General features: G+C 36.2%; 24 protein-coding genes. All 24 read right to left on the bottom strand.

Annotation, left to right across the window (positions count from 1 at the left end):
- Positions 1 to 170: 170 nt before the first annotated feature.
- The 24 genes from LVD16_RS22060 to LVD16_RS22175 all read right to left on the bottom strand — a co-directional run bounded on the left by LVD16_RS22060 (position 171) and on the right by LVD16_RS22175 (position 23282).
- A complete protein-coding gene (locus LVD16_RS22060) occupies positions 171 to 923 on the bottom strand; it encodes a LytR/AlgR family response regulator transcription factor (protein ID WP_233770460.1) in 753 nt (250 codons plus the stop codon).
- On the bottom strand, positions 923 to 1990 hold the full coding sequence (locus LVD16_RS22065) for a sensor histidine kinase (RefSeq protein ID WP_233770461.1): 1068 nt from the start codon (positions 1988 to 1990) through the stop codon (positions 923 to 925). Before LVD16_RS22065 ends, LVD16_RS22060 begins: the two co-directional genes overlap by 1 nt.
- Before the next feature lie 243 nt (positions 1991 to 2233).
- Complete coding sequence (locus tag LVD16_RS22070) at positions 2234 to 2989, bottom strand: hypothetical protein (protein WP_233770462.1); 756 nt, start codon at positions 2987 to 2989, stop codon at positions 2234 to 2236.
- Between the two features lie 223 nt (positions 2990 to 3212).
- Positions 3213 to 3746, bottom strand: coding sequence for a hypothetical protein (locus LVD16_RS22075; protein WP_233770463.1), 534 nt, complete (start codon positions 3744 to 3746; stop codon positions 3213 to 3215).
- Between the two features lie 114 nt (positions 3747 to 3860).
- A complete protein-coding gene (locus LVD16_RS22080; RefSeq protein WP_233770464.1) occupies positions 3861 to 4433 on the bottom strand; it encodes a DUF6095 family protein in 573 nt (190 codons plus the stop codon).
- A 157-nt stretch (positions 4434 to 4590) separates the two neighbouring features.
- On the bottom strand, positions 4591 to 5247 hold the full coding sequence (locus LVD16_RS22085; RefSeq protein WP_233770465.1) for a hypothetical protein: 657 nt from the start codon (positions 5245 to 5247) through the stop codon (positions 4591 to 4593).
- A gap of 184 nt (positions 5248 to 5431) precedes the next feature.
- A complete protein-coding gene (locus LVD16_RS22090; RefSeq protein ID WP_233770466.1) occupies positions 5432 to 6076 on the bottom strand; it encodes a DUF4844 domain-containing protein in 645 nt (214 codons plus the stop codon).
- Between the two features lie 217 nt (positions 6077 to 6293).
- On the bottom strand, positions 6294 to 6521 hold the full coding sequence (locus LVD16_RS22095) for a PLDc N-terminal domain-containing protein (RefSeq protein WP_233770467.1): 228 nt from the start codon (positions 6519 to 6521) through the stop codon (positions 6294 to 6296).
- Positions 6522 to 6799: 278 nt separating this feature from the next.
- The gene (locus LVD16_RS22100; protein ID WP_233770468.1) at positions 6800 to 8767 is read right to left on the bottom strand and encodes a HEAT repeat domain-containing protein; all 1968 of its coding nucleotides are present in this window, start codon (positions 8765 to 8767) and stop codon (positions 6800 to 6802) included.
- Between the two features lie 870 nt (positions 8768 to 9637).
- Positions 9638 to 10156 carry a hypothetical protein gene (locus LVD16_RS22105; RefSeq protein WP_233770469.1) on the bottom strand — a complete coding sequence of 173 codons (519 nt, stop codon included), beginning with the start codon at positions 10154 to 10156 and terminating at the stop codon, positions 9638 to 9640.
- Between the two features lie 682 nt (positions 10157 to 10838).
- Positions 10839 to 11699 carry a hypothetical protein gene (locus LVD16_RS22110; RefSeq protein ID WP_233770470.1) on the bottom strand — a complete coding sequence of 287 codons (861 nt, stop codon included), beginning with the start codon at positions 11697 to 11699 and terminating at the stop codon, positions 10839 to 10841.
- Positions 11700 to 12501: 802 nt separating this feature from the next.
- Positions 12502 to 13200, bottom strand: coding sequence for a hypothetical protein (locus LVD16_RS22115; RefSeq protein ID WP_233770471.1), 699 nt, complete (start codon positions 13198 to 13200; stop codon positions 12502 to 12504).
- A gap of 181 nt (positions 13201 to 13381) precedes the next feature.
- Complete coding sequence (locus tag LVD16_RS22120) at positions 13382 to 13861, bottom strand: hypothetical protein (protein ID WP_233770472.1); 480 nt, start codon at positions 13859 to 13861, stop codon at positions 13382 to 13384.
- A 460-nt stretch (positions 13862 to 14321) separates the two neighbouring features.
- Complete coding sequence (locus tag LVD16_RS22125; RefSeq protein WP_233770473.1) at positions 14322 to 14741, bottom strand: SMI1/KNR4 family protein; 420 nt, start codon at positions 14739 to 14741, stop codon at positions 14322 to 14324.
- Positions 14742 to 14926: 185 nt separating this feature from the next.
- A complete protein-coding gene (locus tag LVD16_RS22130; RefSeq protein WP_233770474.1) occupies positions 14927 to 15646 on the bottom strand; it encodes a hypothetical protein in 720 nt (239 codons plus the stop codon).
- A 128-nt stretch (positions 15647 to 15774) separates the two neighbouring features.
- Positions 15775 to 16410, bottom strand: a complete 636-nt coding sequence (locus tag LVD16_RS22135) for an SMI1/KNR4 family protein (protein WP_233770475.1) — start codon at positions 16408 to 16410, stop codon at positions 15775 to 15777.
- Positions 16411 to 16731: 321 nt separating this feature from the next.
- Positions 16732 to 16983 carry a hypothetical protein gene (locus LVD16_RS22140; RefSeq protein ID WP_233770476.1) on the bottom strand — a complete coding sequence of 84 codons (252 nt, stop codon included), beginning with the start codon at positions 16981 to 16983 and terminating at the stop codon, positions 16732 to 16734.
- A 129-nt stretch (positions 16984 to 17112) separates the two neighbouring features.
- Entirely contained in the window at positions 17113 to 17985 is an 873-nt protein-coding gene (locus LVD16_RS22145) for a TolB family protein (protein WP_233770477.1), read from the bottom strand.
- A 122-nt stretch (positions 17986 to 18107) separates the two neighbouring features.
- Positions 18108 to 18713, bottom strand: a complete 606-nt coding sequence (locus tag LVD16_RS22150) for an SMI1/KNR4 family protein (protein ID WP_233770478.1) — start codon at positions 18711 to 18713, stop codon at positions 18108 to 18110.
- A gap of 297 nt (positions 18714 to 19010) precedes the next feature.
- Positions 19011 to 19928 (bottom strand): AraC family transcriptional regulator, encoded by a 918-nt coding sequence (locus tag LVD16_RS22155; protein WP_233770479.1) that lies wholly within the window; start codon positions 19926 to 19928, stop codon positions 19011 to 19013.
- A gap of 212 nt (positions 19929 to 20140) precedes the next feature.
- Complete coding sequence (locus LVD16_RS22160; RefSeq protein ID WP_233770480.1) at positions 20141 to 20752, bottom strand: hypothetical protein; 612 nt, start codon at positions 20750 to 20752, stop codon at positions 20141 to 20143.
- Between the two features lie 301 nt (positions 20753 to 21053).
- Complete coding sequence (locus tag LVD16_RS22165; protein ID WP_233770481.1) at positions 21054 to 21401, bottom strand: hypothetical protein; 348 nt, start codon at positions 21399 to 21401, stop codon at positions 21054 to 21056.
- 100 nt (positions 21402 to 21501) lie between these two features.
- Positions 21502 to 22263 carry a hypothetical protein gene (locus LVD16_RS22170; RefSeq protein ID WP_233770482.1) on the bottom strand — a complete coding sequence of 254 codons (762 nt, stop codon included), beginning with the start codon at positions 22261 to 22263 and terminating at the stop codon, positions 21502 to 21504.
- 242 nt (positions 22264 to 22505) lie between these two features.
- The gene (locus LVD16_RS22175; RefSeq protein WP_233770483.1) at positions 22506 to 23282 is read right to left on the bottom strand and encodes a hypothetical protein; all 777 of its coding nucleotides are present in this window, start codon (positions 23280 to 23282) and stop codon (positions 22506 to 22508) included.
- Positions 23283 to 23513 lie beyond the last annotated feature (231 nt).

Here is a 23513-nt window from a genome sequence, read left to right on the forward strand (position 1 = left end):
TAAAATAACACAAAATAATCAACACTCTAAGAACTAGCGTAAGTATCTGACTATAATTACCTGGTGCTATATTTATGTTTAAGATTTGTTGGGAATTTTTATAAATCCACTTAATGGTTACATTTCATTCTAATGGGGCGTTGAAGTCAGAATAATTGTCATCAACCAGATTACCGGTTCATCCACTGCTTAAATTCGCTGGTTTTTGGACGGCTCACTATGAATTGCTGATCTCTGGGATTGGTGACAGAAAGGATCACTCTGTGGTTGAAATAAGGCTCTATTTTCATAATGGAAGACTTAGCGACTATTTGTCCCCTATTGATTTTGAAGAATGCTGACTCTTCCAGCGTGCTGAACAGTACATCTATAGTCTCATCAATAATAAAGCGTTTGTCCTGCGTAACGCCAAACGTTATGCTATCTTCAGAATAGCAATAGAGTAAATCGGCTATTTTCAACTGCACAAATCCACTACCTGATTTAACCAGTATACCTTTTCTTTCCGCAGGCACTTGCAAATCACTGAGCAAATGTTTTAAGGTGTCTTGATCCAACGTTGCTGACCTATTGGATTGCAGGAACTTATTGAGTGCTCCCTTTAAATCATCCTGCTGAATAGGCTTCAACAAATAGTCGACGCTATTGACCTTGAAGGCCTGAATGGCGTATTGATCAAAGGCTGTGGTAAATATAATAGGAGCCTTTACGGTTGTTTTCTGGAAAATTTCAAAGCTTAAGCCATCGGCCAGCTGAATATCCATGAATACGAGATCAGGAGTTTCGTTTTCTTCAAACCAGCGCGCAGCATCTTCCACTGTATCTATAATCTCAAGCAACTCAAACTTGAAGTCGCATGTTTTGAGCATTGATTGCAACTGATTTACCGCCCTTATTTCGTCTTCAATAATTAAAACTTTCATTATTCTTCCTTAAGCAGGTTATGATTCAATAATGGCAGCGAAACGGAAAACAGAGCACCATCATTCACTATTTCGATGGATCTGTCGGAGATGAGCGCATACCGCTTTTCTATATTTTTCAGTCCCATTTTAGTGGATGGCAACTGCGTAGATTTCTTTTGAATTTTATTAGCCACCACAATGACATCATTCACAGCTTCCACATTGATTTCCAGTGGCTTAGCTCGGGAAACCACATTGTGTTTGATGGCATTTTCTAATAGCAGTTGAAGGCTCATTGGTGCCACTGCCTTGTTCTCCAATGCTTCCGGAATGTTCCAGTTTAACTTGAGGTTCTCTCCAAATCTTTCGGACTGCACATGGATGTATGCTTTCGCAAACTTCAACTCCGCCTTCAAAGAAATTAAATTGGTACTGCCTGACTCTAGTAAAAAGCGATAGATATCCGAAAGCTTATCCACAAATTGCCTGGCATCTTCTTTAGGACTCTGGTCTATGATATCCCGCAGGGTGTTCAACGAATTAAAGAAAAAATGGGGCTGAGCCTGATTGCGCAGCGTATCCAACTCGGCCTGTATGATCGCCTGCTTGGATTGCTCTTCTTCGCGCACCGATTTTTGGAGCAGAGCAAAGAAGTAAATAGCTTCATAAATGGCCATAACCATAATGGTGAGAAAAACTATCACCAGCAATGACCTGGCTCTTTCTGGAAAATTATAATGGGCATTTTCCGCAATGAGAGAGATAAAACCAACCACCAGAAAATCAATTAATATGACGTTGATTACTGTGCCAATGCAAAGGACCGTAACCCGCTTAACGCTGTTCTTTAAACCGGGATAGAGCTTCCGTACTTTTATTAAGAGTAACCTATTCACCAGCCAGTCACACGTAGATAAAAAGAAAGAGGCACAGTAAGTAAAAATGAGCTCAACTGTGGTGAGGTGCGCTACTTCAGAATTGAATACATACAGGGCCGATATGCCCAAAAGTAAAATCCCGATGATAGTAACCCACTTATCATCGAAGCCCAGATATTTTATACGTTTCTCCCTATTAGTGATCATCTAAATCTCAATGTACCAGCACTTTACTTCTTTAACTCCTGGTAAGATACAGTTTGATCATCAATTTATGAAAAGAGATGGAGTGGAACCATCGTTATAAGGGTTTGAATTATAGCATGTGGGTGCTGACCACTTCCTAATTTCAGCTTAGGCATGATGGGATTATTGAGAATGCGGCCAGTTAAAAGATTATAGCTCAGATATTCCCTCCTCACAAACGAGTTACCACATTGGTCTGTGACGTTACTCCTTTACTTCTAATTCAAATTCGTTTTCAAATGATACTTTCTTCCCGTTTTGCCAATAAGTAGACCTTAATTTGATCTTATGCGTCCCGACCTTTTTACCAATAATATTGATAATGCCATCCGACTTACTATTAACATTGGATGGCAATTCCACAAACCCTTCATCGTTTTGCGGATCATCAATTTCATATAAAAATTTCACGGCAACCATTTTAGCTTGCGAAATTGCCTTTCCTTTAAAAGTTTCTCCCTTTTTTATAGAGAAGTTGTCACCAACTGCAATAGGCTCAAAATAATCCACCTGCTGGAAGTAACTGCCAAATTGATTATGAATGCTACTAATAAAATCTGAATTAAACAGAAGTAACGACAATATAAAAGATTCTTTTCTTCCCGTTTGTTTGAATTCATCATACGCCTGGGTGATAAAAGAGCTATCTATAGCAATTGTATCATATTTATTATTAGCCATTGCAATCAAGTCCAAAACTGCATTTTTTGAAGGCATTTGATCTCTCTCTATTTCTGAGATAAGATTTTGTGTCTGAATATTTAATTGCTCACCAATTTTCACAAATTCTCGCCCAACCAGTGAATATCCTGTTTCTTTAACCCGTGTATTAAGGTCATGAGTTTTACCAATTATCTGTGCCTGAACGAATTCTTTCTGCCTGCTTAAATCCACAGAATTTGATTTTTTATTGCACCCCAGCAGTAAAAGACCGAAAAGAATTAATAGTAGGTTTTTCATTATTTCAATGTCTGATAATAGCTCCCCTCCAAATTATATTTGAACGAATAATCATTTTTCTTCTGATCTCATCAAATCCATTTTCCTTTATTCTGTAAATCATTTCTACCAAACTATTCTTCATGAATCTAGCTTCGTCCTGCTGCTATTAGTGCTTAGCCTTGACTGCCAGTTTATTTATTTTCTCCAACCAACTTGCTCCTTTTGAAAAGAGAAGGCATTATCAAAGTTCAAATTTTAGTTTTATTAACTTCTCCAGCTTCAATCCATCGGTGGTCTTCATTTCAAACTTGAATTCATAAATCTGATCTGAAAATTCAGTATTATTTAAAAATTGCTCATCAAAGGTAACAGATGCTCCAAAATAGGTTCTAGTATGGACAAGTTCATCTATTTCGATCAGGTTGGAACCTGGTTGGATTGTGTTTCCATTTAAAATAAACTCACGGTCAGTTGTTACTTTGAAAGAAGTTATATCCCAATCATTCTCATAATTCTGATCACAACTGCTAGCATAAGTAGATTGAATGAGATTTAAGCCAGACAAATTCGTTGTTTCAATTTCCCAATCAATTCTAAATGGGTTTTTTATGACACCAATGGTAGACTCTTCAAATATCTCTCCTGTCTGCAAGTTTCTAGCTGTAATCACTCCACCACCAACTATCCGATAAGTCTCTTTACAGCAAGCAGTTACAATTGCAGAAAGTAGAAAAAAGAATAAGTAAATTGATAAGACCTTTTTTATTTTTTTCATTGCCTTTGCTTATGTGGAGGAGAAACGATATACCGACCATAATACCCATCTAAATGTAGTAAAAAGGATTGATTTGTCAATCTGCTGGTGGCCTGTCTTGGTGTATGTTGGTAGTTATTTCTTCATAGTCAGCTGGTCAACAAACAGGTCAAGCTGTGTTTTAAACTCAAATCCTGATTTGACATCCTTAGTCAATCTAATCTGATTGGGATATGTAAACGTCTCAATTTCTCTACCAGATTTCATGGCTTTAACGTCTTTTGAATTACCTGTTCCATACATTTCAATGAAGAACTTATTTCGTATATCTCCATTCTGTTTGCTGAAACACAAAATAATGAGGCAATCTCTGTAGATTCCATAAATGCTTGGCTCGTAATTCCAGCCTGTATTTCTCTCAGAAATTTGAAAATCTGCTGATATGAGGAAGTCTCTTATTCCACTTGTAGTTAGGGAATTTTCAACTCTATTATGCTCAGCATACCCCAGGTAGAATATCCAAGAAAACATTAAGGTAATTCCGAATATTAGCAAAATGTAGTGAGTCGGATTTGCTTTTTCTGAGAAAGAAGAGAGAAAAAGTGCCATCATTCCCATATATGCAAATAATAAAAGGAATGTTGTCTTTTTTAATCCTTTATAATGCTCTACTATACTCCTATTCATTTCAATTAACGGATCGGCCATGAATAGTGCGGAAAACTCGGAGTCTGGGACTTTGGGTTTTAGCACTGAACTTAGCAGAGTTTTGTTTTGGAAAGTAATTTAGTGAGAAGACTTTTCGAAACAAAACGAAGCGGGAGGTAAAGTGAAACAGTTCATAATAGGTTATTTATAGCTATTGTTATGCTTTTATTTTATTTTTTATTACAATCAATACGATTCCAATTCCGATAAATAAAAGTATTCCAATGCCGTATTTTTTAAGCCTATTATTTTCTTTAAGGAATTGAGGAGTTGTTATTGAGTTTTCAATTTCACCAGATTTAAGGTCAATCCTTATTTCTTTAGAGTCTTCTGTTTTAATTTTTAAGTAAGTCGAGTCCGAAAGATAGTTAGGGATTAACTCATATTCATCAATCCAAATTTGATGCGAAACAGTATGTGAATAATTATCGGCAATTAATTTTAGGTCTTTTCCACTTAGTTTTCTAATATTTTTCTTAGTGTATATTACAACTTGATTTGGTGGTTCTTCCATGTCCAACCAAAAATTGATGTAAACATAAACTTGGCCATCATTTGATAATATTCCGCCTCCATACCCGTCATGGTAAAACTCTGAAGACCAATTCAAATTAGAGTCAGGTTTAAGTTCAAATATGTTAATAGTCCATCTTCTATCCCATGGTTCTTTTAAGGAATCTGCTTTGTCAAATTCAATGTCTGCTCGATATAAACCATTATCGGACTTAATTGAAAATTCGCACCAACAAGGAGGTTCGTCTGCCAAGGCAAATTGACAGAATCCGACAAATAATATGGTTAACAGTCTTTTCATTAATTGAGCATAACATCCGTATAAGGGAAACAGAACATTTCCATATTTCTTTTATGGGTCAATCTAATTAATTTCATTTTAAAAATGACTAGCAGTGTTGGTGAGACTTTTAATGTAGGAGCTCGCCTATGTTAAAAGTTGTAGTAGTTATACCACCATGCCGAGCATGGCGGCAACGGAGCTTTTACTTTCTCCAGTACCTTATTTGTTCTAAACGAACCTTAGCCTGTTCCTCTGTATATTCCGTCTTTTTAAGCTGTTCTACCAGTTGATATTCACCAAATGTCAAACTATGAATATTTGGACCTTTATCAATCATGTTGAATTCTCCACAAGAATTGCATTTTACAATATCAAAGGCAAAATCCGGAATTCCGTCTTCTTTTTTTGTTATGAAAGTTTCGAGTTTAGCATGGCAGTTAGTACAATCTTGCGAAAGAGTTTCTATCACTTTTGACGAACCTTTGAAAATTGAAGCAACCTTCAACATTCCATTTAAGAGTGAACCGTATAACCATTTGTACAATTCATCTTTGAAGTTGACTTCTACAATCTGACTTAATTCTAAAAAATAATCACAGATAAATTCCCTCTCCTCAGTATCAAAATCAGCCTTGTTGAAAGTTGCCAAACCTTTCTTTAGTTCTTTTTTGAAAGCCTTGTTTGTGGCACCATTTTCAGAAAGTACTATAAGGTTCTGGCAGCAGTCGTTAAGAAGTTCATACATCTTCTGAGACAGCTCCAAAGAGGATGGGTTTAACCCTCTATTTTCCCATTCAGAATTGCTGAATTTATTTTTTTTCAGAAACCTTTGAAGTTCGTTCATCATTTTATCAACTGCTGCATTGCCGATAACGTCCGTAATAAGAGAAACAAAACATTCCCTTATTTTAATTATATAGATCTAATGAATTTAAAAGAAGCGATATGGTCAAAATATCTACAATGCGAGATTGAAGCCACATGCTTTACCTCAAATCATCCTATCAAAACAATTCAGCCAGCAAACCTCTCTGTTAACCTAATTTGAAGCAGTAAATAATATATCAGACTTTTAACTTTTGACTTCTACCGATGGTCAAATACAGAATGGAACCCAGCAGGGGTAAAAAGATAATTAGAAGCACCCAAACAAGCTTATTGTTGCTGTTAGTAAATTCGCTTTTCACAACATCAATCAGTGCCCACAAGGCAAATATTCCAGGCATAAGCACAAAGAGGATGAGGATTAATTCCCAGCTACCAATCATACCCAATATTAACATTGATTTCATAATAAATATATTTTTTAGATAACGCCTGCTTAAGCCAAAACAATTGTATCATCCCGATCAAAGCCACAGGCAACACCCTAATATATGAAAATTATTATATTTTTTATGCATTAAGCGTCCTTAGCCAATAATTATGTGTTTGGCACAAGGGGCCATTCATGTGTCATAATTACTGAATTGATCTAATTAGCGATTCTGAAGAGTAATTGGAGGCACAAGTGGACACTTGCGCCAGTTGTGGGTAATGATTTCATAGCTTTTGTTGCCACACGTGTTTTTTATTTATTCAGCTTTTCTTCTATTTCTGAGATTGTTCTATTCAATTGCCTTTTGTCAAAATCGTCTTTAGCAAAACCACTTTGAGCAAGTGTTTTAAAGAATAAAAGGTCTCTCTCGTTCGGTAATTCAATTCCGTATTTGTAAAATTTCTGCATTGGAGACCAATCAATATCCACATCAAACCTATCATCAAGGTTAGAGACATACGAGCCACTTCTTGAACTAATTTTCTCGATTGGAATATTCAACTCTTCACTAAGTTTTTCTTTTACACTTTTGAGCTTAATCCAGATTTCGTCACCCCCACCGAGATTCATTTTTGTAGGATCAAGTCTTATCAAAATAATCTGGTCGTAATAAGGGCTGAAATTGTCACCATAATCTGAAGTATTGTTAATGAAAACAATAGTTTGTATTTCAGCAACTTCTTGCCCTTCAAGGACACTTAAGGACTTTTGATTTATTGAGTCTTCAATACTTTTCTTAATAGCAAATAATTCAGGGTGAACAGCAAAGTCATAGTTATATCCGAACCACTTAAAAAGAGAATTGTAAATAAGTGGTCTTGCTTCTTTACTTTCTAAATTTTGGAATGTTTCAATATACTCTCTGATCCAATCCTTGAGTTTGCCACTTTCGATTGTGTCATTGTTGTTAAGTAGATTCTCGAAATCGTTTAATAGGAAGTCTCTTGTTTCATGGTCGTCGAAGTGAGCCAATCCCATATGAGTAGAAATAGCGTACTCATAACCTGGATGGTCATTCCTATTATGATTTGAAATGAATTCCATTAATGCTGGTTTGCATTCCTTTAGGTCGTTGTCCGTAATAATTTGGCAGATTTCAAAAATAAGAGGCTTGGTTCTCTTTTTCAGGTGGTCATTAATATAAGGTATAAAGTCCCTGCTATCTAACTGAATAAGTACATTTATTACTAATTGGAAAATATAGTCTTCTTCTGTCTCTAGCAAAGGCAAAAGAGATTTAGCAGCAGGTTTATACTTTATTTCACCGAGTGTTCTAATTATTTCAATTTTACCACCATCAATTCTATTCATAACTGGATCCATCAGATTGGAAGGATAAATACCGCCTTCTCCTGCTACCCCCAAATGAGCAAGAAGAATTGGACCAATAAATTCAGGGGCTTCATCTGCAAGCTGTCTCACTACTTCTCCTTGAACAACGCTATTCTCATTGTCGAGCAGTAGTACCAATATGTCTCTCGACTTTTCATCATTAACTTCACCAAGCAGCTTGGCTAGTGCATAGCAAGGTTTTGGCTTCTGCTCGTTTGCTATTATTTGAAAGACTGGGTCGTACGACTTAAATGAACTTAGGTACAACATCATTAAGTATTGTGCAGAAATCTCAATGGCTGCATGGCTTTTTACCTTATTCAGTAATTCTTCATGAAATTTTGAATTTTTAGTTTGTGAAGTGGCTTTCAAAAATGTTTCGAACTCAGCAAGGGGATAATAATTTTGTTTGCTGTAATATGATGTTTGTAGCAAGTCGTATTGGACAGTTTTTCCTTCGACTCTCAGATCACCAGATGTTGGCGTCCAAACATAATAGGCATTTCCTGATTTTATTGCTTCATAATAATCAGTTAACTCGGGCTCTTCTTCAATCTGTTCCTTCCAATATTCAAGAGCTCCTTCAGTTGGTTCATAGAAATTAAGAAAAACAATGTACTTATCTCCTGGACTCATGTTGTCAATGGGTCCATATCTATTGCTAAACCCCGAAATCCAAATTTCCTTTGTGTTTAGCTTTCCCTTGTAGATGTTCAGAGGTCTAGCTTTGGCTCGAAAGTCTCCTTGTGATGTGTATTCAACTAATGCGATTACATCCGACCTATCAATCATTTCTTTCCAGTCAGGGTCAGTCCAACTGTCTGCTTTGACTTGAAATGTTGACAAAGTCAGTAGGAAAATCGTCAATATGATTGTTTGTAGTTTCATTTTTTGCATTGCTGGTAAAGGCCAGCTATGATGAGTGGGGATTAGATAGCACTAACCTCTCCTCTCGCACATAGCCACGCCTTGATTTAAATTTAATACTTGTGACGGATTTTCCAATTTGCACCAAACTATTTAATTGGTTGGTTAACAATCTTAAATATTTCATCTTGACTTCCATCATCACAAAATAAATATGATGCCTTCTTACCGATTTTGCTGTTCCTAGAAAGCACCTTTGGCTATGTGTGCTTATTGTTTGTTGGGCAATGTTTAATTTAAGTGCTCAAGAGTTAAGATACAGGGTGCTTATATAGATAGATAAAAGTCATTACCAATAATATCCACAGTAATAATGTGCGAATTTTACTTTCTGTCTTTTCCTTTTAATTTCTTCATCACCATTCGTATTAGTAGAAAAAAAGAATGGTGCTAGGATCAAAATGTTGGTAAAAAAATTTTCTATCCTTAGATAAAAAGTTAGAAAGCTTAATTCTTTTATACTCTTCTCAACTGATTTTAGATAGTTAAAATGAAATCCGATTTTGAAAGCCCAAGCTATTGCTATACCTAGAATTAGTAGATTCGATATTTCTTGTTCATTCATCTGCCTTTTGAAGTCCTAATAGTGCCTACCGCTCAGATATGGCGCTGTGGCCTCCGGGTTTTTTTAATTGTGATAAAAGTAGCTTATCTGCCGGTGTGATCAAAGTTTCTGATTCTCACTGCGCTATGAAGATAAAAATCTCCCACGAGCAAAGGCAGATAGAAAGCACTAGAGTTTCTTGGCGGTAGATAAGTGGGATGTTTAGCAGTCTCTTAGCAAAATGTTAATTAAGGCTATGCGCCATCATCCTTTGTTAGCACATGTGTTTACTCACCCCACATATGATAGAGAGTCATCTCATTTTGTTCAGAGTTCAGAATTATAAAACCATTTCTTCTTATTTCTTCCTGTGTTCCTGGGTCTATACTTATGAAATTTGTAGTAAACGTCAATACTTTAATGTCACCTGAAATCCATCTTGGATAATCAGCAAATCCGGAATAACTAAAATCAAAATGTGAAATAAAGCCCTTGTAATATAATGGGAAAATTGGCTTATTATCGTATACCCACTTATTGGTTAAGGATGAATTATATAGAGAATTGTTCTGTAACTTCCATCCATTATCCTCCGCAAACTTAATTACACTGGGTATGTTGAATTTTCCAATGTCTTTTTTCCAGTGTATTATTCTTTTCCCACCCCATGGTCCTTGGTCGCTATAATTTTCAGTTCGATCGTCTTCTTGGTAGTTAAGCCAAAAACCTTCAGGTGAAGGGAATAGTGAACAACCGGAAAGAGTTGATATAAGGATAACAAATAATGTGGTTTCTAAGAATCTCATTTGCCCATATGTGCTAACGCCCATGTATGATGCGTGTGCCTGACATGAGCTCTTTAGCGGAAAAGTAGTGAAATCTGTTGAAGCTCACAACGGTTCTAATGAAATGCTGCGTTCCACAAGATGAAAACTCCCGCGGACTGAACTGACCAAAAACCTAAAAAATATCCCGGCAACAGATGAGCGGAGAAGGCAATGAGTGAAGCTGGATAGTAGCACGTTGAACACGCATTTCATACATAATGTTATGGGCTTTTTTTATCGTTCAGTAGATTGCTGTTGTTCCCAGTTGAAAAATCAGGATAGCATGTTGGTTCGGCAGCAGTTCCAGTTTTGAAATTATTAAGTCGTCATGGCCGATATATGTAGTTCGGATGTTGAAAAATCCCAAGAGAAAGTTCCAATTGAAATTCACCTCGCTTGTTCGTGGTTGTCCCCGAGTTATCGTTTACAATGATGTTCGTAGCTGAAAGAAAAGTACTATCGTTTCGCGAGTAAACCAATCCGGAAATTTTACATTTGCCATTCAGTTGTTCGTCCGTTAAAATTGTTCTTGAAATCTCTCCCTTAATTCGATTCCCAGATTTAGTTTTTCGTACCGCTCCGCAGTTCGCAAGAGTTAGAAGTGAAAAAGTAAGGATTATAAGATTCAGTTTCTTCATCGCGACAATATTGCCCATAACGGTTAAGCTAAAAATTGTGCCCATCCTTTCCAAGGTGGGTATGATTTTTTAGCTGGTGTTATCCTTTTAATATCCCATTTAAGTTCATCAACAGCATACATCTCTAATTCCTTATCACCTTGAATACGTTTTTCTAAATCGGTCATATTATCAGGTATTTTTAACTTCTTACTTAATTTTATGACTTTCTTAGCAGTTTCTTCTAATTTAAAAGGATATACACTCAGCTTCTTTGGAAGCAAAAGGTTAATAAAATATTTTTCTATCAAATTATTGCTTTCATTTAAAAACTCACTCAAAAGAAAGCTATATCTATCAAATAAAAAGGATTCATTTAACACAAAATATTCTTTATCAGAATTAACATCAAAAATTAATGAGCTTCTATTGTGAAGCTTTGAGTTATCATTGTTTAAGACAGCTAAATTAGATAAATCTACTTCATAGGATTCTGTAGTTTCATCCCATAAATACTCTGCATCTATACAGTAATACAACATAAATAGAGCATTACATTTTATTCGACCTTTAGAGTTTTTAATTATCTCTTGGATTTTTTTGTTAGTCTTTATTCCACCAAACACTCTAAGGCATGGGTCAATAAATTCGTTATTGTTTGTTTTAATCAGTTGGTCAATCAATGGGTTAAATAAGTACTCTGGAAAAGACTCAACAAATTCTAATATTCGAGGAACAAATTGAGTATGCTCTTCCTCATACAAAATTCTTTCTAGTTCTTTAAAATCCTCTTCAATTAGATTATGCCTGTTGTTTTTCAAAACCCTTAAAGAACTCTGATAACTTTTGTCATCCCATGTAATAAATACATCTTTGAATTCTTGATATAATTCTTTTACTGTCATAGTGATTGAGGATAACATCCGTATAAGAGAAACAAAACATTCCCTTATTTCTTTTATGGGTCAATCTAAAAGATTTCTTATTAATTTCATAAAGGTTCATAGCTTACTCCCGTTATTCACGGGTATTCGTCTGTATCAGACAACCATTTCACTTTTTCAGCTTATACTTTCAGGCCTGCTTGCACACAGCCCTAGTGTGGTCATAAAAGTAGTGAACAGGAATAAATGATCATCATTGAACTTAAGCAATTCTCTGCCGATTGGGAATGAAATTGAGACCAGGATAAAAGTAATTGTAACAGTTATATGGTTTATCCGAATGGAAGAAATGAAAGCTGAGTTAATAAAGAGAAAGCCTACTCCAGCTAATCCAACCGCAAAAAATGATAGATATAAATGAATGCTTCCGATTCCAAGAGTCAGGGTGAGAGTCCCAAAAAACAGAGCTATTGAAATTATTCCCAACGTTAACAGGGATTTCCACTTGATGTATCGGACAGAATTCCAGTTAGCAAGCGGTATTGAAATTCCGAATAGGAAAGGAAAAATTATTCCACCCAAACGATCGTTAAGCATTATTCCTACCCAACTAAAAAGTTGACCAAGAACGAGAGTTAGAAAAATTTGTGTTTTGCTCAATTCTGTTTCGGGTGGGATGAATGGTAACGGACAAGTATATGCAAATGTGGGCAATTGCGGGCTTCAAATTTATCAAACCGTAGAAATTTAAAGCGGGCTAGAGCCCTTGAAGTCACTAGTATCTGGCTCATTTTGTAAATACAGTGTTAGCTGTGGATTGTTATTATTTTATTTCATATCCGTTTATTATCTCTTCGAATATTTTCCTTGAATTCACTGTCTTAAAAAACGATTCTAAAAACAAATTATCAAGAATTAATGGATTCTGTCCGGTTTTAAGATCTCGCTTGAAAATCATCTCACTTTCAATCTTATCGTCAGTGTTTAAGTCCTCACAAATTTGCTCTGCTCGAGTTATCAACTTATCATTTAAATTGTCAAAAAGTCTTATTCCCGAATTCGGTAATTTGCAATTATCAAAAACCTCTTTTCCATAAATAGTTACGTTGTCAAAAGTCAAATCAGTCAAGTCGCAATTTTTAAAAACAGTTTCGTTATTATGAATCTTTGAATGTTCATCGTTCAGTATCGGATTTTTCATTAATCCAGACATGAAACAGTTATGAAAATATTGCCCCATAAACAAATCGGTTCCAACAAACTCACAGTTCTCAAATCTGCAATCAATATACTTTGCTGGTTTTCCAAGCGAGCTATATTTTCCATAAAATTTACAGTCAATGAAAACACATTCTAAAAATTTAGTATCAAATCCAAGATAGCTATTCTTAAAATGTACATTCTTAAATTCAACTTTCTCAAGATCAGCCTTTCTAACCACTAATTCCTCGAATAAAATATCTGAGAATACTTTGTCTTTAATCTTCCCAGTCCATTCAATTTTATTTTCTTTAGTTCTCATTGCTCTGGTGTGTCTTCAACGCCCAACTATGATGAGTGGGGATTAGAAAGCACTAACCTCTCGTCTCGCACATAGCCACTCCTTGATTTAAAATTAAAACTTGTGGCGGACTTTCCAATCTCCACGAAAGTATCCGGACGGATAAACCCCCATTCATTCATAGCATCTGTTGGGCTCAGTTTTACCTTATCCATCCCTCTACTTTGAAAGTTTGTTCTCCAATCTTCTGTTCGTCCGTTCCATCCGTTGGCTTGAACCAAACTTCAAACCTAGCGAGATAGTAGCTCTCCCAAACTCCATCGTAAACAGTAAATTCTTGGCTAATTGGCGATTCACCTTTGCTCACCTTCAGCTCTGTTCTTTCAGTTATTCGTACCAACTCAAAGTTATGGATTGCGTCATAAGCCTTGAGGTACAATTCACCTTCTTCGTTAAGGTCAGTCCAAACGAAGGATTTATACATTCCTGGTTGTCCGTAGTTAGCCAATAGAATCTCGAAATTGGAATTTTTCATGGCCATCAGAGAATCTACACTTGATTTGTTATTCAGGTTAATTGGAAGCTCAAAATCAGTGTTCTCTGGTATTTGTTGGTTCGAAAAGAAAAGGTCTCTGGGATAGAACATTACGTAGAATATCAGGAGTACTATAGGAAGACCCATTAACTGCAAAATTGCAAGTGTCCATTTTTTGTTCCTCAGGTTACGGACGACAGTTGTTAAAACCATTATCGCACATGCGCCTAATAGGTAAGGATAGGTTAAAAAGGTTATTGCCGAACCTTGAGTTAGACCGAAAACAACCAGAACCATTATTCCAAGGAGGAGAAGGAAAGAGAATTTCAATATCGTTTTGAGTTTTTTTATGCGATCTACAATTGAGCCCAACATCCGTATAAGAGAAACAAAACATTCCCTTATTTCTTTTATGGGTCAATCTAATTAATTTCATTTTAAAAATGAATAGCAGTGCTGGTGAGACTTTGAAGGTCCGGTGCTCGCCTGCGCTAAAAAATGCAGTAGTTATACCGCCACGCCGAGCATGGCGACAACTGAGTTAAAAGGATTAACTTGTCAATCCGCCAATCAATATCCATGACATTTAGTTAATGTGGTAGATCGTTTATTCTTCGCCAAACAATTCAGAAATCCAACTGGAATATTTAGAAAGGCTATCGAATTCCCTAAGCCCATCCCAATTCCACGTCTTAGTGTCAAGATTGTAGTACTCTACAGATTCCTCATGATCAAATAGATAAACAGACTTATCACTTTTGTCTTTGAGGTCAATTAGGAAAAAGTCACCGCCTCCATTCTCACCAATGCATAGTTTGTTTTGGATTATTGCGGTGTCTAAATGAAACTTAAGAGTATCATTCAGGTCAATCAAGTATTCAGGATCATCAATAAGATAGTTTTTACGAATCTCAATATAGGGGTCATCCTTAGGAATCCTTCGACTATCGATTATAAAGTCAATATAATGCGATGGAAGCTCAATATTGAGGATTTCTTCAACTAATTTAATATCTTTTTTATTCATTAAAATCAACGAATGATCTACAACGTCTATGTGTGTGACGTTGCGGGCTTGGAGGGTAAATGAAGGAGGAACGACTGATTTGCCCGACTGCTCCGAACCTGTCCCACGACACCGAACGTTTTTTTAAACTAAACTGCAAAATTACACCGCACCCCGAAATGGCACATACATTTTGTTGGGCGTAGTTATTTTATCACCGTTCCCTTGTCCGTGAGCAGCTCGAAGTCTCGTGTCCAATTTGTGTTACTCTTCGTCAATTTAACGTCAGCTTGTTTATAATTTCTCTTATTTAAGAACTGAATGAATATTGGATAGCCGATCTCGTCGTTTATGTCAACAAGTCCGTTGTCCGTAATTTTGAATGCGGTAAAACACCAATAGCTGTGGTTGTCACTTTGAATTAATTGAACAGACTGAATCTCAAACGCTCCATCATTGTCAAAGTCACGCTCAAAATCAAGTCTGTCTTCGTACATATTGTCAAACGAGTACTTAGTAAATGTCCCCTTGTCGTTTTGGATCAGGTAGATTGGCCGATAGCTTAAACTCAGTCCGTTTGAATTGTAGTCGTAAGTTACTTTGATGTCCAGTAATGAATCACCGTTCAGGTCAGCTACTTTAACAGGGTGTCGTGAAACATAAAATGGCATGTAGTCCACTTTGTCATTTCTGAAACTTTGCACTGTTTCCTTGCCTTTGTAAATCCTGATTATATTTTTTGCATCTTCGCTCGAGTTGTCTACCGTGAATTGAATTGTCAATGAAATACTGTCAGCATAAAACTTCGGTATCGTTACTGTCTGATGGATTTTATTCTCGTCCTTCTTTTCAATCAGTTTCCAGTCATTATATGATTTAAAGTCAGGTCGGCCAAATTTGTCAAACGGATACTGTCCTTGTGCCAAAGTCACAATTGTCAAGAATGTTATTAGTAGGGAAATCTTTCTCATTAAATAATTACGCCCAACGGTTTCTGTATGGTTCGTATCACGAAGAGTATGCACTATACATCTTGTTACATGGCGTTTCTTTTTTATAAATCGTTTTTGTTTATGATTCCACCCCAATCTTCTGAGTAAACATATTTACCTTTTTCCAAATCATTTACATAATTAGATATCCATTCTTTAAATGAATTAGCAATTAATTCTCTTTCTGCGGAATCATGCCACATTCGGATTATTTGGCCACTTGTTCCACTCTTGTCAGGGTCTATATCAATGCAATAATGATTTCCACTTCCATCATATGAAATTGGAATCCATTTTGAGTTCCACCAATCTGATTTTATTCCTTTATCAGGCTCGGATTGACTATCCTTGAAATCACCTTTGTCCAATAATTCTTTCCATACAGACCACTCTTCAATTATACGTTCCGTTGATAAGAGTTCTTCAGTATCAATTAAACCTTCACTATCACGATTTTGTCCGTTATGAATCTTTAAAAATTCGATATACTCTTTCGGGAGCTTTCCGCCAATCGTTTTTTCAAGTTTGGCTATATCATTTTCTGACGCAGAAGGATTCAGTTCAGATGTTAAGTGAGATGCGTTTTTAGCTAACCAATTTTCAACACGATTCCAGATTGACGGGATGTCATCAGTTTGTTTTTTGAGGAATGAAAACATTGTGAGTGATAATATTAGTATTGCAAATATCTTTTTCAATTACAGTTTTTCTTTTATATGCCATGTAACATCCGTATAAGGGACACAAAACATTCCCTTAATTTCTATGGGTCAATCTAATTAATTTCATTTTAAAAATGAATAGCAGTGTTGGTGAGACTTTGAATGTCCGATGCTCGCCTGTGCTGAAAGATGCAGTAGTTATACCGCCATGCCGAGCATGGTTGCAACGGAGGCTTTTATTCTTCATTCCATTGTTCTAAATCCTCAACTGGACGAGGAAGTCTACCTTCAAGCCACTTCATAAGTATACCAGGCTTAAACTCCTTATCTTTAGTTTCTATAACCCATGATAGGTAGTCATACGGCCCACCATTCATGTACGGCGGGGGGAGAAACTGGATAAAATACGGTTGGCAACCTCTCATCAATTGACAAGTAGTTTATTATGTGTCCAAATTCCTGAACCACACTCCATGCTAATTGATTTTCTATGTCAAGTGAGAATTTTACCCACCAAAATCCATCTTCATCACCATATGATATAGGTTTCTGAATTGAAGGTACTTTCTCCAAATATTCAATCAATGTCTTAAAAGCTCTCTCATCCATATTAGTTCTCATTAATTGTTACAGGCAAATATTAGTGTTTGTTAGTGGTTTATTTATTCAAATGATTTATACAGCAAACTTGAGTTGTTAAATTTTTGTGTAGAAATCCAAAACTAGTTAAGCCAGAGGTTATTGGTATGAATTCAAGATATTGGCACTAATCCATTTTACATCATATTCACTGCTATAAAAAAGATACTTTTGATCAGGGCCAAAATTTGGGCAGTATTCATAACTGGTTGTATTGATGGCTGCACCCATGTTGATCGGCGTTTGCCATTGTCCATTTAGGCGGTGAGAAATATATAGATCAGCTTGACCGAAACCGCCTTCTCTAGATGAATTGAATATAATATACGACTCATCAGGTGCTATCAATGGATCGTGTTCATCTGCCAGAGAATTTAAGGCGGTGAGAAGCAACGGTTTTTCATATTGGCCTCCCTTATTTAGACTCATATACAAATCTAAATTTCCATCCCGGTAGGAAGCAAAATACAGATTACCCGTATGCGAAACAGATACATAGTATTCCGTGCTGTCACTGTTGATTGTTAAGCGTTCCGGATCTTTCCAATTCTCATTCAACTTTCGCATAACATATATATCATAATCGTCAATTGAGTCATTACCATCCTTTGGTCGATTAGATATAAAATAGAGGGAACCATCCGTACTAAAAAATGGATCTGTATTTGAAAAACTGGTATCAAAAAGCTGAGAGGTCACCGGTTGCTGCCATTCCTTGCCATTAAAAACACTTTCCATGATAGTATACTTACCCTTTATTGAGCGAGAGAAGTAGAAGGTCTTACCATCCAACGCAAAAGCTGCGTTGAAATCCAGTGAGTCTGATCCACTACTAACGATCCCCGGGAGAAAAACAGATGGCTTTTCGTTAGGGTGTGGAGTGGGGTAATGTACTTTTGGGCTTTCAGGTTGGCATGCATTTATGCAAAAAATTAATATGAAACAATTCAAGGCTAAATTTAAATTTCTCATTGCTTCGTAGCTGATTTTGTTTTTAGAATGAGAGCTCGGATTATGTATTGTTTTCTACCAATACCGCTAACGTTTAGTGTAAAATGCGTTTCAATGCATTTTACATGGCGTTAGGTTGTTGTTTAATTTTTCCAATAATCGTAAGCGTTTAAGTAATTATTGCCTGGATCCAACTCATTGAAATTATCCCAATTACCATTGACTTGATAATCTGTTATACATCTTAAAAATGAATTAAAGTTTGAGAACCATGCTCTATGCGATATTGCTTCCTTTCCTGCACCCCAGTTACTCATTTCAAAAAGAACAATACTGGGATCATCTTGCTTTCTATTCATATCTAAACACACATACCATTCATCATTATAGAGTCCAAAAGGAAGCAATCCCAAATCCCTAATTTCAGAAGATATTCCGTGGTTAAAAAAATATTCAGCCAAGGATGACAATTTACTATTCTCAGTATTCCCGGCAATAAAAAGTCCGCCCGTATCAAATTCTTTATCAAGTGAATAATGAGATTTATAGAAATCCTTAAATGATGATGGTAAGGTCAAATTAAGCTTGAGTTCGATTGGAATAAAATCATCATCACTGATTTTACTTGGTTTCAAAACTTTGTCCCAAAAATTCTCTTTTGTTAACTCATATTTATCAGCTTCAAACTCAAGGTAGAAATCTCTCATTTGAGAATAGTAAGTTTTAAAAAAATGCTCAATTTCATTCATACTTTATATTCACTCAGATTATGCAACCTAACATCCGTATAAGAGAAATAAAACATTCCCTTATTCCTTTTATGGGTCAATCTAGTTAATTTCATTTTAAGAATGAATAGCAGTGTTGGTGAGACTTTGAAGGTCCGATGCCCGCCTGTGCTGAAAGATGCAGTAAATTATATCACCATCCCAAGCATGGCGGCAAAGGAGGCTATTTCCAGATCAAAATACACTTTTTTAAATAAAAAAACGGTCTGAGTTAACACTCAAACCGCTATTACTTATGCACTGTTGTCCAGTATTTTTTTATTCAATAGGTATACAAAAGTCAACAATAGCTTTTCTTTCAGGATGCTCATTATAGTTGTTATGATAAATCTCAAAAGGTTCTCTGTCAGCTTTTTTATAACCATTTTCGTTCATCCATACAAATAGACCGGTCCACGACTTTTCAAATTCATTTAACCCGATTTCAAAGCTTCCAACAATACATTTTCCAGCCTTGATGGTTGTTAATCCTATTTCTCCTTCGGTTTCTACTGGTTTATCTAGTAAAACAGAAGCACTCATTCTTACATTGTTGGCTTCTGTCACTTTAAAACTGTCGTGATAAACCGTAATCATCTTTGTCTGGTCGTTCATTAATCCTTTAGGTGTTGCCCACTGCATTAATGTTCCGTAGGAATTTTCAAGGTTATGAGGACCAATACTTGATACATAAGCCAAATCCATTTTTGGCATTTCTTTAACTTCAATTTTTGCATTCATTTTTATCCAATTTTTAAGGTTATCAATGATGCAAATGTATTTGTCATAGTCAGGATAGTCTTGTCCGTTCTTGCTTTGAAGTTGACTAATCTTGCTATGTCTATTTGGATTTTGCTTTCTAAATTCGGTCGGGCTTATAGCGTAATATTTTTTAAAAGCTCTGGAAAACGAAGAATTATCGCTAAATCCATATTTGTGAGCAATTTCTGTTGTCTTTACATTTTTGTGTAACAAATCCAGGGCTGATTTTTCAATTCTACGCCTTGTTACATACTCATTCAATGTTTCTCCTGTAATAAACTTGAAAACCCGATGGAAGTGGAATGGTGAGAAAAAAGCAATTTCCGAAACAGTGTTCAATGATAAATCCGATTCCAGGTTTACGTCAATAAACTCAAAAACCCTGTTGATACGATTTTTATAATCAGCCTGTATGTCTTGTTCTGTTACGGTCATTTTTAATGCTTTACAAGGCCTGCATGAAGCGTGGCATTTATTAAATGTAAGTTAGTATCAATTTACCAAGTAGTCAAATCTGCGATTTGATGGACCGTATGAGAGCATCAATGTCATATTCCTTACTACGTAGTCGTGATTTCATAGAGTGTGATAGCCGCTATCGATTATTCCAATTTGGAGCAGATAGTGACCTCGATCAATAGTGCGACCTAAACAAACTTTAAGAACCCGTATTTCCATCGTTCGTGCAGCATATAAATTCCAGTCCCAAACATGAAGGTTGCGAAAATCAAAAGCAACCAGAATCCGAGTTTTCCGTCAGCTTGTTTGGCTTTATTAAAGTCTTCCAATGTCAGATATTCTTTCCCTTTTCCCCTTAGTCCGTAGATTGAGATATATCTGTAGTTCACGGATTTATCCCAAAAATCCAGTTCCTGCTCTTTGGTTAATTTCTTATGGAATTGGTCTTTTGAAATCAATATTTGGACAGCATCACCTTCTGCAAAGTCTTTCACAAAAGCTTCCTTGTTTGCTGCTGAATAGGCAACAACAGATTTAATGAAACCAAAAATTGATAGAATTTGAAGCTTGTCATCAGAGATCCGATAGATATTCATACTGAGGATTGCGATGAGGCTAATTAGGCCAAACGCGCCAAAAGACGCACCCAGAACGAGTCCGGAAATTTGTGGGTATTCATCCGATAAAGCGTTAGAAGTTAAGTAGTAACCAGCCGCAGAGGAACCAAAAAATCCAAGTATCAAAATGATTCCGTTCCCAATTGGAAATTTGCTTTTCAAGTTTTGCTCTTCTTTATCCATTCGTAGGGATTGATACTAACACCTAGCTAGCTAGAGTGCGCCCTAGCTTGGCGGAAAGCGCTAAACTAATAAATCTGCTGGTGCTTCCAAAGTATCACAAGTAGTTGCGCCATCACTAACTTTAGCAAATTGTGCAAATTAGACTATGGATGGTGGCGCCTGTTTGGCTTTAGGTTTTAGCAATAAATTTTTTGTATTCTTAAAAATGGCTTCTCTATTGCGAGCTTCAAGATTAGAGCAAATTTCAGGCACATTAATATACTCAGGATTATCACCAAGCTTTAAATAGAGATGGCGTTGGTTAGTTAAACTTTTGAGTTAAGAAAGTACCGATTTCTTTTTCAAGCTCTCTATAACCTGAGTTGCCTGACAAGCCTTGTTTGAAAAAAAATGGCAAAAGGAAAATTGCTAATTCAGTCATTCCCAGTGTCATCAAAATCCCTCCAAAAATAGTAGGTGGTGAAGAAGTGAGAGAAATTTCATTTTCATTCACAGATATTTCTGCACCAACTAAGGTAGATTTACCCACCAAAATACTCTTCTTACCTAACCCAAATGTTTTAATGGTGTACTGATCCGAAAATCTCATTTTTAAGGTTTCGGCTAGCTCTTTAATAGAGGGAAGATTCTTTGAAAGTTCTATTCTCATATTAATTTTATCCGGTTAATATTAATTTTTACGCAGAAAAATCAATTATGTTATTCGGAATACATAATACAAAAAAAACACGCAGAAAAGCACCATTTATTTAATCTATTCCAGCATACGCTTTTTTGTTGATTTCAATGAATTCTTGCTGTTCAGTCATGTTCATTTGTTTCAAAATCAGGATGTTCCTTCCACGCGTTAATGGTTGAGAGTTCAGTTGTTTACTAATTGGTCTAGTATGAACAATTGCTACGAGTTCAGTTTTATTAAAAATGAAACGAATTCTGTCCATTGGAGAAGGATCGTTACTTTCATGGATCATTTTTTCCTCATAGCCTTCTACCACAGAATCTAATATTCCACTATCGCTAAACTTGAATTCAATCAAATACTGACATAAATCAGCCCTCTTTGGACTATTGTTGGTTCTTGAAAGGATTTCAGCCAATTTATTCTCTGGGATGGACTCTGGCTTAATGTTCGATTTAAAGGTTGATGCATAAATATCCATTCCGTAACGTCTTGGGTTGCCCGGAGCCCCACCAGAATACCATGTACTTTGTAAATTGTCAGGAATTTTGGTTAAAGCGGTTCCAATAAATTCGTCTTGCCAGTTGAAAAGAGAATCTCCTTCTGAAATTGGCATCTCGCTTTCATACTGTTCCTTCGTGATTTTTAGGCTAATGGAAATCGAATACCATCCGTCAAAAATTTTAGAGCAGCCAACCTCAACGTTATCGTTTAATGATAACATTGGAGTTCCTTTTGGTGACATTCTTACGTTGGCTGGTCCGTCAATACGTTCGGCATAAGTTGTAAAGACTAATTGCAGAAATATTGCCGTTATTGTTAATTTTTCCATTTTGCGATATTGTGGTTAACGGCCAGCTAATCAGTTGGCTGTGATTGCACTAAAATAATGAAACTGCCGATGCTTCCAAAGTATCAGAAAGCACTGCGTTTAGAAAAAGAAGAATCCCGTGAGGTGAGCCTGTAAGCGGCCCACAGGCGGAAGATTGTAGAAATCACTTCGCTTTTTTGGCGGCAGATAGGCGGTATGTTTTGCAGAAGGCCATTCACCATCATCCTTCGTTAGCGACAGATTTACTGTAATTTAAATTGAATTGGGATTGTAACCTCAATATCCTGACAGTCATGATTTGCTTGAAGGTTCTTCCTTGCGAGTTCCAATTTATCAATAAATTGATCTTCGATTCCGTAACCAAGTTCGTTTATAAATTCATAGGTGAGGTCACAATCAGCAGTTAAGTTAATCTTAATGAAAAGGGTTCCTTCAATCTGATTTCTTCGCGCTTCGGATGGATAAATAAGATCACAGCTATTGCTAACATAAGTTGTGTCAATATTTCCAGTAGCGTCTTCCGTTACCAAAGTGTTCACTGAAAATATCCCCAAAAACATATTATTAACTGACTCAGTTGAGGAAATAACTTGATTTTCCTGATACTCAGTTGAGGAGATTAAATATGTTTTACCACACTCGTTCAGATCATAGTTTTCCCATATTCCGAACAACTCTCCATTCTTAGTTTTTTGTGTAGATTTTAGTTCTCCGTTCGCAAAATACTCGTTGGTTGTTAAAATAGAATCTCTCAACTCCTTAAGCACTTGGCCTTTGGTGTCAAACTTTATATAGGATGTTTTAACCCCATATTCAAAGTAACCTCGTTCTTCTATTTGGCCGTTCGGTCGATAAATTTCATATGTACTATGGCATACTACGTTTTTTGGCTTGATAACAAAATAGTGCTTCTTAATCGTTTTGGTTTTTGGGTAATATTCAGTGATCTCTTTAAGCCTTGGTTGGCCTGAAATGAGCGTTGGAATGAGGATTATAAATATTATTGCAAACTGTTTCAATGTGGGATGTTTGGGGCTTAACGACCAGATATGGCGCTGTGGCCTCCGAGCTTTGTTAATATCGATAAAAATAGCTTATCTGCCGGTGTGATCAAAGTTTCAGACTGACATTGCATCATGAAGATAAAACACTCCCACAAGCGGAAGATTGCAGAAAGCACTTCGCTTTTTTTTTGCGAAAGATAGGCGGTATGTTTTGCAGACTCTCAGCAAAATGTTAAGTAAGGCCAG

It is taken from the genome of Fulvivirga ligni, assembly GCF_021389935.1.
GTDB lineage: Bacteria > Bacteroidota > Bacteroidia > Cytophagales > Cyclobacteriaceae > Fulvivirga > Fulvivirga ligni.